Here is a 13,065-nt window from a genome sequence, read left to right on the forward strand (position 1 = left end):
GGGCAAGATGGCAATTTTTGTATTCGGCTTTCTGGTATTGGCCTTCGCAATCGGAGCACTGGGTACCATCTCCCCCCTGTAACCCCCGCCACACCCCACACAAAACCAGGAAGGCGCCGAGACTCCCGCGCCTTCTTTTCTATTCTGCCACCAAGCCCTTGTTCACCCGCCACGCCAGCGGCAGCGTGAGCAGCAGCGTGGCCGCCAGCACCACCACCGCCGTGGGCACCCCGGTAACGTCCCCCAGCCGCCCGAACACCACCGGTGCCAGCGCGCCGCCACCGATGGTGCCGGTGTAGAACAGCGCGAAGGCCTGCTCGTGCTTGCCGGCAGCCGCCAGCTCCGGCACCACGCCATACAGCACCGACGAGGTGCCGTTCAGCGCCAGGCCCAGCAACGGCAGCATCACCAGCGTGGCCGAATACGGCAGCACCACCGCCAGCACGATCAACAGTGCAGTCCCCGCTTCGGTGAGCGAGACGGTTTTCAGCAGGCCGATGCGTGCGCCCAGGTAGCCGCACAGCAGCTTGCCGAAGGCCCCGCCCACGAACAGCAGCGTCAGCGCCAGGCCGATACCGGCGGTGCCGGCGCCCTTGAGCCTGAGCAGAAACGGCAGGAAGGTCAGAAACCCCATGCGCACCGCGCTGTCGAGCATGCCCAGCATCAGCAGGGCACGCAGGCCGCCCGGCGAGCCGTTTCCGGTGGCCAGCTTCGGCGCCTTGCCGCCCGCCGCCAGGGCCTGGGCCCGGGAGGGGATCAGCCACCACAGCAACACCGCCGCAGCCACACCCAGCACGCCCAGCAGCGTTGCACCGGTACGCCAGCTGACGGCCACCAGCAGCACGCCCATCAGGCCCGGAATGACCGCCTTGCCGATATCGCCCGCGAAGTTGTAGTGCGACAGCGCCTGCTTGACCCCGCCGCCCGCCGCGTGGCTGTCGGTGATCATCGAGGAGGCCAGCGGGTGCTGGGTACTGGCGCCCAGCCCGCCCAGCATCAGCGCCACCAGCAGCACACCCAGGCCCGTGGCCTGGCCGGCGACCAGGTAGGCCACGCCGGCCAGCAGCGTGCCGCCCACCAGCAGGCGCTCGCGGCCAAAGCGCCGGGCCGCGCGGCTGGCCAGCAGCTGAAAACCGGCCATCATCCCGGAATAGGCCCCGCGCAACAGGCCCACCTGGGCCAGGCTGAGGCCGAACTGCGCCTGCCACAGCGGCAGCAGCACGTAGATCACGTCGGTGAGCCCGTCGTGCACCGCGTGGGCGCTGCAGCCGGCCAGCAGCGAGCGGCGGCGCACCGAGGTTTCGGTGGTGACGGTGGCGTTACGGGGTACCGTTTCTTCCATGGATGACAAACCCTTCGCGTTCGGTCAGACGCTCGTAGTATGCCCGAACCGCTGCAAAATCCGGATGCTCCAGCGGGGTTTCGAACCAGCGATTGACCGACAGGCCGATGGCGATGTCCGCCAGTGAAAAGTCCTGGCCACTGACGTAGGCGCCGGTCGACTCGAGCTGGCGGTCGAGGATCTGCAGGTTGGTGGTCCACTGCCTGCATGCCGCCGCCAGTGCCTCGGGGTCCTGATGGTCGGGGGAATGGCGCACCAGCGACAGGAAGGGGTAGGTCCAGGACTTGTTGAGGTCGGTGGCCTGCCAGTCCATCCACTGGTCCACCCGTGCGCGCACCCGGGGCTCGGCGGGGTAGAGGTGCTGCCCGTGGTACTGGTTGGCCAGGTAGCGCAGGATGCTGTTGGACTCCCACAGCACGAAGTCGCCGTCCTTGATCACCGGCACCATGGCGTTGGGGTTCAGGGCCAGGAACTGCGGGCTGAAGGTGGACCTGAAGCCCGAGCCCCAGTCCTCGCGCTCGAAGGCGATACCCAGCTCGGTGCAGGCCCATAGCACCTTGCGTACATTGATGGAGGAAGCTTTGCCGAGTATCTGCAGCATGGGAGGCCCTTGTGGTTCGGTAGGGGAGTGAGGCGCGTCAGGCGCCGGTGGTGTCGTCGAGCGAGGCCATGTCGATCACGAAGCGGTAGCGCACATCGGAGCGCTGCATGCGTTCGAACGCCTCGTTGATCTGGTCCATGCGGATCATTTCACACTCCGGCAGAATGTTCTTCTTCGCGCAGAAGTCGAGCATCTCCTGGGTTTGCGCAATCCCGCCAATCGGCGAGCCGGCCAGGCGCCGCCGGCCGAGGATGAACGGCACGGTCAGTTGTTCGTCGATCGGCCCCACCTGGCCGACGATCACCAGGGTGCCGTCCACGTCCAGCAGCGACATGTAGGGCGACACGTCATGGCGCACCGGCACCGTGTCGATGATCAGGTCGAAGCTGGAGCGCGCGGCGGCCATGGCCTTGGCGTCGGATACCAGCAGCTTGTCGGCGCCCAGCGCCCGCGCATCATCGAGTTTGTCGGGGGTGCGGCTGAGCACCGTGACGTCGGCACCCAGGCCCGCCGCCAGCTTCACGGCCATGTGCCCCAGCCCGCCCAGGCCGATGACCGCGACGCGGCTGCCGGGCCCGGCATTCCAGGTGCGCAGCGGCGAATAGGTGGTGATGCCGGCGCACAGCAGCGGCGCGGCCTTGGCCAGGTCCAGGCCGTCGGGCACGCGCAGCACGAACTCCTCGCGCACTACAAGGTGCTTGGAATAGCCGCCGTAGGTGGGTTCGCGGGTGATGCGGTCCAGGCTGTTGTAGGTTTGCGTGTTGTTCTCGCGGCACAGCTGTTCCTCGCCCTTGCGGCACTGGTCGCACTGCTGGCAGGAGTCGACCATGCAGCCCACCGCCACGGCGTCACCGACCTTGTAGCGGGTGACCTGGCTGCCCACCTCGGTCACGCGCCCGACGATCTCGTGGCCGGGCACGATCGGGTAGCGGCTGAAACCCCAGTCGTCGCGGGCCTGGTGCAGGTCGGAGTGACATACGCCGCAGTACAGGATCTGCATCGCCACGTCGTTGGGGCGCAGGGCGCGGCGTTCGAACTTGAAGGGTGCCAGCGGTGCTTCGCGGTGCTGCGCTGCATAGCCAATGGTGTACATGTTCACCTCTCGTCACGCTCGGGAATGGGGACCAGGGTTTCAATATAGCCAGCATGGCGGGCTTCGTTGGGCGGGTAGGGATATTGGCGGGAACTCTTGGCCTGAGGGGCCTATCCTAATGAATGTAGGTTCCCCCCCATCACGGAGGCATCGTCATGCGCCGTTTACTGCTGGTTTCTTCCCTTGTGCTCTGCCTGCCTTTGGGCACGGCCCTGGCCCGTGTGGATGGTCGCGATGTCGCCACCTCCGCCGGGGTTTCCGCCTCGTTGTACTCGACCTTCAAGGACGACAAGCTGGTGATTCCGGCGCGCGATGATGCTTCGACGTTCATCGCCAGCGGCGGCGAAATTCGCGGTGTGTACCTGGAGTCGATGCTGCAGCGTATCCGTCAGCAGAACCCTGGGTTGCAGGCCAGTGACGAAGACCTGGCCAAGGCGATACTGACCCAGGATGAGCTGGGGGCGGGGCAGTAGTCGACCCTGCTGAATGCACACCTGTAGGAGCCAGCCTTGCTGGCGATGCGCGGCCACGCCGTGCCATAGGCGCTAAGCACGCCATCGCCGGCAAGGCCGGCTCCTACAGGAAGCTGTTGCTGCCACAGGTCTGATGGGTGCTATCAGACTGAAGCCGGATCAACCTTGCCAGGGTCGATGCCCAGCGCTTCGATCGCGCCGGCCACCACCTCGCGCTCGATCACCCCGTCCGCCGCCAGCGCATTCAGCGCCGCCAGCACGATGAACTGGCGGTCCACCTCGAAATGCCGGCGCAGCGCCTCGCGTGTGTCCGACTGGCCGAAGCCGTCGGTGCCCAACGCCACGAAACGCCTCCCGGTCACCCACGGCCGGATCTGGTCGGCATGGATCTTCATGTAGTCCGTGGCCACCACCACCGGCCCCGCATGCCCCTGCAGCAGCGTTTCGATGTATGGCGTCTTCGGCGCCTGCAGCGGGTGCAGCAGGTTCCAGCGCTCCACCGCCTGCGCCTCGCGCCGCACCTCGGTCAGGCTGGTGGCGCTCCACACCTCGCTGCTGACGCCGAAATCACGCTGCAGAATATCCGCCGCCGCCAGCACCTCGTTCAGTATCGAGCCGCTGCCCATCAACTGCACATGCCGCTCGCCCTGCGGCGGTTTTTCCACCGGCAGGCGGTACAGCCCCTTGAGAATGCCTTGCTCTGCGCCTTCGGGCATGGCGGGGTGGGCGTAGTTCTCGTTGAGCACGGTGATGTAGTAGTACACGTCCTCCTGCTCGGCATACATGCGGCGCATGCCGTCCTGGATGATTACCGCCAGCTCGTAGGCATAGGTGGGGTCGTAGGAGACGCAGCAGGGCACGGTGGCCGACATCACGTGGCTGTGCCCGTCGTCATGCTGCAAGCCTTCGCCCATCAACGTGGTACGCCCGCTGGTGGCGCCCAGCAGAAACCCCCGTGCGCGCGCATCGCCCGCCGCCCACAGCAGGTCGCCCACTCGCTGGAAGCCGAACATCGAATAGAAGATGTAGAACGGCAGGGTCATCACGCCATGGTTGGCGTAGGCGGTGCTGGCGGCAATCCACGACGAGGTGGCGCCGGACTCGTTGAGCCCTTCCTGCATGATCTGGCCGTCGGTGCTCTCCTTGTAGTAGCTGAGCGTGCCGGCATCCTGCGGCGTGTACAGCTGGCCCACATGGGAGTGGATGCCGATCTGGCGGAACAGCCCCTCCATGCCGAAGGTGCGTGATTCGTCGGGCACGATCGGTACGACGAGGCGGCCGACCTGCGGGTCCTTGAGCAGGGTGCCGAGAATGCGCACGAACGCCATGGTGGTGGAGATGGCACGGTCACCGGTGCCCTTGAGCTGGCTGTCGAAGGCCTCCAGGGCCGGCACCTGCAACGGCTCGACCCTGGCCTGGCGCGCCGGCACATGCCCGCCCAGGCGATCACGGGCCACCTGCAGGTAGCGCGCATCGGCGCTGTCGGGGGCGGGCTTGAGGTAGGGGATCTCGCCGAGGCGCTCATCACTCAGGTCCAGGCCGAAGCGGTCGCGGAAGGCCTTGACCGCCTCGTCGCCCATCTTCTTCAACTGGTGGTTGATGTTCTGGCCTTCGCCGGCTTCGCCCATGCCGAAGCCCTTGACGGTCTTGGCCAGGATCACCGTTGGCCGCCCCGTGTGACGCACGGCCGCCGCGTAGGCGTTGTACACCTTGACCGGGTCGTGCCCGCCGCGAGCCAGCTTCCAGATGTCGTCATCGCTCAGGTCGCTGACCATCGCCAGCAGTTCCGGGTACTTGCCGAAGAAGTGCTCGCGCACGTAGGCGCCGTTCTGCGACTTGTAGGTCTGATACTCGCCGTCCACGCACTCCATCATGCGCTGGCGCAGGATGCCGCTGCTGTCCCTGGCCAGCAGCGCATCCCAGCCGCTGCCCCACACCACCTTGATCACGTTCCAGCCGGCAGCACGGTACAGGCTCTCGAATTCCTGGATCACCTTGGCGTTGCCACGTACCGGGCCGTCCAGGCGCTGCAGGTTGCAGTTGACCACGAAGATCAGGTTGTCGAGTTTTTCGCGCCCGGCCAGCGAGATGGCCGCCAGCGACTCGGGCTGATCCATTTCGCCGTCACCGAGAAACGCCCACACCTTGCGGCCCTGGCGTGGGGTGAGGTCGCGATCTTCGAGGTAGCGCATGAAGCGCGCCTGGTAGGCCGCGGTGATCGGCCCCAGGCCCATGGACACGGTGGGAAACTGCCAGAACTCGGGCATCAGCCGCGGGTGCGGGTAGGACGACACGCCATCGCGGTCGGTCTCGCGGCGAAAGTTGTCCAGCTGCGCTTCGCTCAGGCGCCCTTCGAGGTAGGCCCGGCCATAGATACCCGGCGCCGAGTGGCCCTGGATGTACACCATGTCGCCGGCAAACTGCGCGGTGCGCCCGCGAAAGAAATGATCGAAGCCCACGTCATACAGCACCGCCGCCGAGGCGTAGGTGGCGATATGCCCGCCCACCCCCGAATGCTTGCCGGCGCGCAGCACCATGGCCAGTGCGTTCCAGCGGATATAGGCATTCAGGCGCTGCTCGGTGGCCAGGTCGCCGGGGTAGGGCAGTTCGCGCTCGGGGCCGATGGTGTTGACGTAGGGTGTGTTGACGCGGCCACGAAAGTCGCCGTGCAGCGACACGTCCAGGTCCAGCATCTGGTCGATCAGGAAGTGCGCACGCGAGCGCCCCTCCACCTCGACAACAGTGGCCAGGGACTCAAGCCATTCCTGGGTCTGCTCGGGATCTGGGTCGTTCAACAGAGGGGGCTGCTGTTGCATCGGTAATCCTCCTGCGGGGTTGTGGCGGGCAGTGCCGGCAGGCCTGCCGGGTAGTAGTTGCATTTGCAATTGATTCTAGGCATGCGCCCCGTATGATTGCAAATGCAATAACTTTGACCCGAGGAACCCTCATGGCTGCACCCACCGCTGACCTCTGGTTCAGCTTCATTCGCGCCCACCGCAACCTGATTCGCGAAATCGAACGCCGCCTGGCCGACCAGGGCCTGCCCGTGTACGCCTGGTATGACGCGCTGTGGGGCATCGAGAGCGGCCCCGATGGCTGCCGGCGCATGCACGAGCTGGCCGATGTGATGGCCATCGAGCGTTACAACCTGACCCGCCTGGTCGACCGCCTGGAGGCCGAAGGGCATGTGGTGCGCAAGAAGGTCGCGGGCGACGGGCGCGGCGCCCTGGCGTGCATCACCGACAGCGGCAAGGCGCTGCGCAAGCGCATGTGGGCGGTGTACAAGCAGGCAGTGGACGAGCTGTTTCTGAGCCAGTTCACGCCCGAGCAACAGGCGCTGTTCGCCCAGGCGCTGGAACAGTCGAGCTTCAAGGCCCGGGCGTCATTCGCCTAGGCCCAGCCGGGCCTGTGCGGCGGGTAGCGCCTGGGTGTCGAACAGGCCCTGGCCGGCCAGTGCCTGCAACGCGCTGAAGGTTATCCAGCGCCGATCCAGGCAGTTGCCCGGCGCCAGGCTGTCGGCGCCCAGTGCGGTGAAGGGCGCCGTGACATGCGGGGCAAGCTGGTCGGCGATGTGCTGGGCATAGCCGGTCACGGCGATCACCGGCGTGCTGGCCGACATCAGGCAGTACTGCAGGTAGCTCTTGCGTGGCGCGGCCTCGGGGTGCAGGCGGTTCCAGCGCGCGGCATCGTCGCTGTCACGGGCCAGGCGCGTGTAGCTGGGGCAACTCCACAACTGGCTGGCGATGCCCCAGTGCGTGTCGAGCAGCACCGCGGCGGCGCGTACCTCCCGGAGCATGGCGCCGGCGCCCAGCAGGCGTACCTGGGGGCGGGCAGCGCTGGTGGGCTGCAACGGGTACATGCCCAGGAATGCATCGCTGCAATCGTCGTGTGCCGGTTCATCGGCTGCCGGCGGCTGATCGTGCAGGGTCATGTAGTAGAAGCCGTGGCGCCCCTGTACGTACAGCTCGTCCAGCGCCGCCAGCAGGATGGCCTGGGCCTCGGCAGCGCTGGCGGGGTCGTACGGGCGGCACTGGGCGTTGGCCGACAGCCACAACGGCAGCCACGGGTGCGCGCCCTTGGGCCAGCGCGAGGCGGCCGATTCCAGGTCGTTGAACACGATGCCGCGGTGGCCGATCTGCTCGGCCAGCATCGACACGCGGGCCGAGCTCGGCGACTGGGTGAGGTAGATCAGCGGGCGTTCGCGGCTGGGCGCCTGCTGGCGAAACCAGATGCCCCAGGGGCTGACCACCTCGCTCGCGCTGTCGGCGCGATCATTGATCACCCACAGGTTGCCCGCCACGGCCGGGTCGTGCTCGATGCGGTGCACGGTCTGCAAAATCTGCAACAGCGGCGAGTGCGACGCTGCGCCGGTCGACGGCAGGCCGGCCTCGATGCTGCGAATGCAGGCGTGGGCGGCCAGTCGGGCAGGGGGGATGGCAGGCAGTGAATCCACGGGGCAGCTCCATGATCGGTCCTTGGCAGAAGCGCAAGGGATACTGCAATCTGATTGCAAATGCAATCAGATGCTGTCGGCACGATCAGGGTGCTGCGCTTTCAGGTATGGGGCACCGCGGCGGGTGCTGCGTTGCCGGCGTACTGGGGCTTGAGGTGGCCTTGTTCGTCCAGCAGGTAGGCGTCCATGATTTCCCGGACCACCGGCCCGGCCACGCGCCCACCGGCCTCGCCGTTCTCGATCATCACCGCGATGGCGATGCTCGGGTGGTCGGCGGGGGCAAAGCCCACGAACAACGCGTTGTCGCGGTGGCGCTCCAGGGTCTTGTCGCGGTTGTAGCGTTCCCCCTGCTTGATCGCTACCACCTGCGCAGTGCCGCTCTTGCCGGCGATGCGGTACTGCGCCCCGGCAGCGGCGGCGCGGGCGATGCCGCGCGGGGCGTGCATGACCATCTGCATGCCCTGGTTGACCTGGTCCCAGGCGTGGCGGTCATGCAGCACGATGTCGGGCATGGGGTTGGGGTCTACCGGAGGCTCGTCGCCGATGCTCATGGCCAGGTGCGGGCGGTGCCACACGCCCTTGCTGGCCAGCAGGCTGGTGGCCTGCGCCAGTTGCAGCGGGGTGACCTGCATGTAGCCCTGGCCGATGCCCAGGATCAGGGTTTCGCCGGGGTACCAGGCCTGGCGCCGGTTGGCGCGCTTCCAGGCGGGCGAGGGCATCAGGCCGGGTGACTCTTCGAACATGTCCAGCGAGACCTTCTGGCCCAGGCCGAATTCGCTCATGTAGTCGTGCAGGCGCTCGACCCCCAGCTTGTGCGCCAGGTCGTAGAAGTAGGTGTCGTTGGAACGCATGATGGCGCTGTACATGTCCACCCAGCCGTCGCCGCTGCGGTTCCAGTTGCGGTACTTGTGGTCGTAGTTGGGCAGCTCGTAGTAGCCGGGGTCGAACACCCGGCTGGCCGGGGTGATCACGCCGCTGTCGAGGCCGGCGATGGCCACCTCGGGCTTGATCGTCGAGCCCGGGGCGTACAGGCCGCGCAGCACGCGGTTGAACAGTGGACGGTCGATGGAATCGCGCAGCTCGGCGTACTGCCTGAAGCTGATGCCCTTGACGAACAGGTTGGGATCGAAGCTGGGGTTGCTGACCATCGCCAGCACCTCGCCGGTGGCCGGGTCCAGCGCCACCACCGAACCACGGCGATCGCCCAGGGCCTTTTCGGCGGCCAGCTGCAGGTGCGCGTCCAGGCTCAGGGTGATGTTCTTGCCGGGCACCGGGTCGTGGTGGCGCAGCACGCGCATGATGCGGCCCTGGGCGTTGGTCTCGACCTCTTCGTAGCCCACCTGGCCGTGCAGCTGGGCCTCGTAGAAGTGCTCGATGCCGGTCTTGCCGATGGACTGGGTGCCACGGTACTCGGTGGCATCGAGGGTCTTGGCTTCTTTCTCGTTGATGCGCCCCACGTAGCCCACCGAGTGGGCAAAGTGCGCGCCCATGGGGTATTCACGAATGAACTGCGGCTCCACGTCCAGCCCCGGCAGACGGAACTGGTTGACCGCGATCAGGGCGATCTGCTCTTCGCTCAGGCCGAACATCAGCGTCACCGGCTCGAACGGCTTGCGGCCACGGCGCAGGTCCTTCTCGAAGCCCTGGCGGTCCTCCTCGCCCAGGCCCAGGATCTGCACCAGGCTGTCGAGCACCCTGGGCGTGTCGCCAGCACGCTCGCGGGTCATGGTGAGGTTGAAGCTGGGCTTGTTGTCGGCCAGCACCTCGCCGTTGCGGTCGTAGATCAGCCCGCGCTCGGGGGCGATGGGCAGCACGTGCACGCGGTTGTTCTGCGACACGGCGGCATGGTAGTCGTGCTGCACCACCTGCAGCACGTACAGCCGCCCCACCAGCACCGCCACCAGCACCAGTACCAGCAGCGCACACGCGATCAGCCTGCGGTTGACCAGGTGCGTTTCTTTCTCGTGGTCCTTGAGGGGGATAGGCTGGGGCATGTGCAGGCTCTTGCGGAAAACGGATACACCACCGGCCTGGGAGCAGGCAGTGAACGGGCGCGATGGCGTGAATGAACGGCGATCCTACGCAAGCTGCTGCGGTGCCTCAAGGCCGGTTGTCCGCAGGCGGGCGAGGGTGCGCCGAGGTTCCCCGGTTAGCGGGGCGCAGCGTTCATGAAGATTTTTTCATGAAGGCCGCAGCGGCCCGGTCGACAGGCTGCGCTTGCATGCGTGGCGATCTGCGAATACTGTATGGATAATCAGTATCGAGGTGGACCCCATGCAGCTCATCGCCAAGCTCGGCATCCTGGCCGATGCCGCCAAGTACGACGCCTCGTGCGCCAGCAGCGGCGCCCCCAAGCGCAGCTCGCGCGGTCGCGACGGCCTGGGCGCCACCGATGGCATGGGCATCTGCCACAGCTACACCCCCGACGGGCGCTGCGTGTCGCTGCTCAAGGTGCTGCTGACCAACTTCTGCCTGTACGACTGCCAGTACTGCGTCAACCGCCGCTCCAGCAACGTGCCGCGGGCACGCTTCACGCCTGAGGAGGTGGTGCGCCTGACCCTGGATTTCTACCGGCGCAACTGCATCAGCGGGCTGTTCCTCAGCTCGGGCATCATCCGCTCTGCCGACTACACCATGGAACAGTTGATTCGCGTGGCGCAGCTGCTGCGCGAACAGCACAACTTTCGCGGCTACATCCACCTCAAGACCATCCCCGACGCCGACCCGCTGCTGATCGAGCAGGCCGGGCGGCTGGCCGACCGCCTCAGCGTGAACATCGAGCTGCCCACCGAAGCCAGCCTGCAGCGCCTGGCGCCGGAGAAGCAGGTGCGTACCATTCGCCAGGCCATGGGCACCATCCACCACGGCCAGCAGGCGGTGGCCGGTGAAGTCAACGCACCGCGCTTCACCCCTGCCGGGCAGAGCACCCAGATGATCGTGGGCGCCGATGCCACCGACGACCACACCATCCTGGGCAATGCCGAATCGCTGTACCAGGGCTATGGCCTGCGGCGTGTGTACTACTCGGCGTTCAGCCCGATCCCCGACAGCCCCACCAGCGTACCCCTGGCCGCGCCGCCGCTGCTGCGCGAGCACCGCCTGTACCAGGCGGACTTTCTCATGCGCGGCTATGGCTACAAGGCCGGCGAACTGCTGGGCGGCGCGGGCAACCTGGCGCTGGACATCGACCCCAAGCTGGCCTGGGCCCTGGCCAACCGCGAGGTGTTTCCGCTGGATGTGAACCGCGCCGAGCCGGCGCTGCTGGCGCGCATTCCCGGCATCGGGCTGCGCAGCGTGCAACGCCTGGTGGCGCTGCGCCGTGAACGGCGCATTCGCTATGACGACCTGATCCAGCTGCGCTGCGTGCTGGACAAGGCGCGCCCGTTCATCGTCACCAGCGACTACCGCCCGCCCCAGTCGGAAACCCGCAGCGGCCTGCTGCGCGAACGCCTGCGCGAGCCGCAGGCACCGGTGCAGATGGGGTTGTGGGGATGATCGCGCTGGACTGCGACGAGCACTTCGACACCTGGCGCGACCAGGCCCGCGTGCTGCTGGGCCACGGCATCGACCCCACCGAGGTGGTGTGGGCCCACGGCCCGGTGCACGATCTGCTGGCGGTGCCGGCGGTATTGCCGCAGGGCCCCGGGCCGTTTCGCACACGGGTGCCGGCGGCCTTGCTGGATCAACTTGAGCTGGCTGCCCGCTACCGTGGCGAGCAGCGCTGGAACCTGCTGTATGAAGTGCTGTGGCGCGTGGCCCATGGCGACCGCACCGCCATGCTGGCGGGCGACCGGCTGGGCAGCGAGCTGCAGCGGCGCATCAAGCAGGTCAGCCGCGAGGCCCATCACCTGCATGCCTTCGTGCGCTTCGTGCCATTGCCGGCGGCACTGGCCGAGCAACTGCAACTGGACCTGGTGGCCTTCCATGAACCGGCCCACGACATTCTGCAAAGCGCCAGCGGCCACTTTGCCGACCGGCTGGGCCGCCAGCGCTGGCTGATCGCCACGCCACGCGATGGCATCCGCTTCGATGGCAGCACCCTGGACTACCGACGGCACTGCCCCGAGCAATGGCGCCAGTGGGCCTGCCACGCCGACGACCCTGGCGCCGAGCTGTGGCGCACCTACTACCGGCACACCTTCAACCCGGCACGGGTCAACCCCGATGCCATGCGCCAGCACATGCCGGGGCGCTTCTGGCGTCATCTGCCCGAAGGCCCGCTGATCGCGCGGCTGGTGGGCCAGGCGCGCCAGGGCAAGCAGCGCGACGGCCAGGCGCAGGAGGTGGGGCAGCAGGGCGGCAAGCGCATCGGGCGCGGGGATTCGCCAACGCGCTGAGGGCCGCCTTTCCATGTGCCACCCTGGCTGTGTATGATCGGCGCGGGCCGATGCTGCCCGCCGCTCGCTCCCGTTGGGAAAGGTGAAAGCATTGCAGTTACCCCTGACGCGATCATTCTCTTGAACGTCGAGGCCTGGCAACGCGAGCCCCACACTGCCTCGTCACCAGGAGCACATGATGATCTCGATCGAACAGGCCAAACAGATGGCCAAGCGTCTGCGTACCGCCCTGCAGGCGCAGAACCCGCCGCTGACCCACTCCGGCGCACTGGAGCTGGTGGCGCAGCAGTTGGGCTACAAGGACTGGAACACCGCCTCGGCCCTGCTTGCCCCCGCCACCCCTGCAAGCGAAGTGAGCTTCGACAAGCCTATCCCCATCCTGCGCATGTTCGACGAAGCCAAGGCGCGCGAGTTCTACCTCGACTTCCTGGGCTTCAGCGTGGAGTTCGAACACCGCTTCGAAGCCGACCTACCGCTGTACCTGGGCATCGTACGCAATGGGCTGCAACTGCACCTGTCCGAGCACCACGGCGACGCAAGCCCTGGCTCTACGGTGTTCATCCCCATGCACAACATCGAGCAATTGCGCGACGAGCTGCTTGCCAAGCGCTACGGCTATGGCCGCCCGGACATCGTCGAGCAGGGCTGGGGCAAGGTGCTTGAGGTGTACGACCCGTTCGGCAATCGCATTCGCTTCTGCCAGGGCTGACCGGCCTTTCCCCCCAGGCTGAAGATGCGCCGTTTGTTCAAGCGGCGCAGGCTGCGG

The 13,065-nt window shown here is 67.0% G+C and carries 11 protein-coding genes; 5 read left to right on the plus strand and 6 right to left on the minus strand.

The genetic code is table 11. The annotated features are described in order from the left end of the window. Window positions 1–139 precede the first annotated feature (139 nt). The 3 genes from JZZ72_RS22915 to JZZ72_RS22925 are packed head-to-tail and all read right to left on the minus strand — an operon-like array spanning window position 140 to window position 3,036. The gene (locus JZZ72_RS22915; protein WP_078480128.1) at window positions 140–1,342 is read right to left on the minus strand and encodes an MFS transporter; all 1,203 of its coding nucleotides are present in this window, start codon (window positions 1,340–1,342) and stop codon (window positions 140–142) included. After that, on the minus strand, window positions 1,320–1,943 hold the full coding sequence (locus JZZ72_RS22920) for a glutathione S-transferase family protein (protein ID WP_043860541.1): 624 nt from the start codon (window positions 1,941–1,943) through the stop codon (window positions 1,320–1,322). Before JZZ72_RS22920 ends, JZZ72_RS22915 begins: the two co-directional genes overlap by 23 nt. A gap of 37 nt (window positions 1,944–1,980) precedes the next feature. Continuing rightward, window positions 1,981–3,036 carry an NAD(P)-dependent alcohol dehydrogenase gene (locus tag JZZ72_RS22925; protein ID WP_210015195.1) on the minus strand — a complete coding sequence of 352 codons (1,056 nt, stop codon included), beginning with the start codon at window positions 3,034–3,036 and terminating at the stop codon, window positions 1,981–1,983. A 155-nt stretch (window positions 3,037–3,191) separates the two neighbouring features. On the opposite strand from JZZ72_RS22925, the gene JZZ72_RS22930 reads away from it, so the two are divergent. Continuing rightward, complete coding sequence (locus tag JZZ72_RS22930; RefSeq protein WP_043860539.1) at window positions 3,192–3,509, plus strand: DUF2388 domain-containing protein; 318 nt, start codon at window positions 3,192–3,194, stop codon at window positions 3,507–3,509. Window positions 3,510–3,652: 143 nt separating this feature from the next. On the opposite strand, the gene aceE is transcribed toward JZZ72_RS22930, so the two are convergent. Continuing rightward, the gene (aceE, locus tag JZZ72_RS22935) at window positions 3,653–6,325 is read right to left on the minus strand and encodes a pyruvate dehydrogenase (acetyl-transferring), homodimeric type (protein ID WP_210015196.1); all 2,673 of its coding nucleotides are present in this window, start codon (window positions 6,323–6,325) and stop codon (window positions 3,653–3,655) included. Between the two features lie 131 nt (window positions 6,326–6,456). Here aceE and JZZ72_RS22940 point away from each other — a divergent pair, with 131 nt between their 5' ends. After that, a complete protein-coding gene (locus JZZ72_RS22940; RefSeq protein ID WP_058540700.1) occupies window positions 6,457–6,903 on the plus strand; it encodes a MarR family winged helix-turn-helix transcriptional regulator in 447 nt (148 codons plus the stop codon). Here the strand turns inward: JZZ72_RS22940 and JZZ72_RS22945 are convergent. Beyond that, window positions 6,892–7,962, minus strand: coding sequence for a transketolase-like TK C-terminal-containing protein (locus JZZ72_RS22945; RefSeq protein WP_052504211.1), 1,071 nt, complete (start codon window positions 7,960–7,962; stop codon window positions 6,892–6,894). The two genes, JZZ72_RS22940 and JZZ72_RS22945, sit on opposite strands and share 12 nt — an antisense overlap. Before the next feature lie 101 nt (window positions 7,963–8,063). Beyond that, complete coding sequence (gene mrdA, locus JZZ72_RS22950; RefSeq protein ID WP_043860536.1) at window positions 8,064–9,956, minus strand: penicillin-binding protein 2; 1,893 nt, start codon at window positions 9,954–9,956, stop codon at window positions 8,064–8,066. A gap of 280 nt (window positions 9,957–10,236) precedes the next feature. On the opposite strand from mrdA, the gene JZZ72_RS22955 reads away from it, so the two are divergent. The 3 genes from JZZ72_RS22955 to JZZ72_RS22965 all read left to right on the plus strand — a co-directional run bounded on the left by JZZ72_RS22955 (window position 10,237) and on the right by JZZ72_RS22965 (window position 13,008). After that, window positions 10,237–11,457 (plus strand): putative DNA modification/repair radical SAM protein, encoded by a 1,221-nt coding sequence (locus JZZ72_RS22955; protein WP_100633975.1) that lies wholly within the window; start codon window positions 10,237–10,239, stop codon window positions 11,455–11,457. Then, window positions 11,454–12,299: a TIGR03915 family putative DNA repair protein gene (locus JZZ72_RS22960; protein WP_210015197.1), complete on the plus strand. Its 846-nt coding sequence runs from the start codon at window positions 11,454–11,456 to the stop codon at window positions 12,297–12,299. Before JZZ72_RS22955 ends, JZZ72_RS22960 begins: the two co-directional genes overlap by 4 nt. Window positions 12,300–12,477: 178 nt before the next feature. After that, complete coding sequence (locus tag JZZ72_RS22965) at window positions 12,478–13,008, plus strand: glyoxalase superfamily protein (RefSeq protein WP_100633977.1); 531 nt, start codon at window positions 12,478–12,480, stop codon at window positions 13,006–13,008. The last annotated feature ends 57 nt before the right edge of the window (window positions 13,009–13,065 follow it).

It is taken from the genome of Pseudomonas palmensis (genome assembly GCF_017848315.1).
GTDB classification, from domain to species: domain Bacteria; phylum Pseudomonadota; class Gammaproteobacteria; order Pseudomonadales; family Pseudomonadaceae; genus Aquipseudomonas; species Aquipseudomonas palmensis.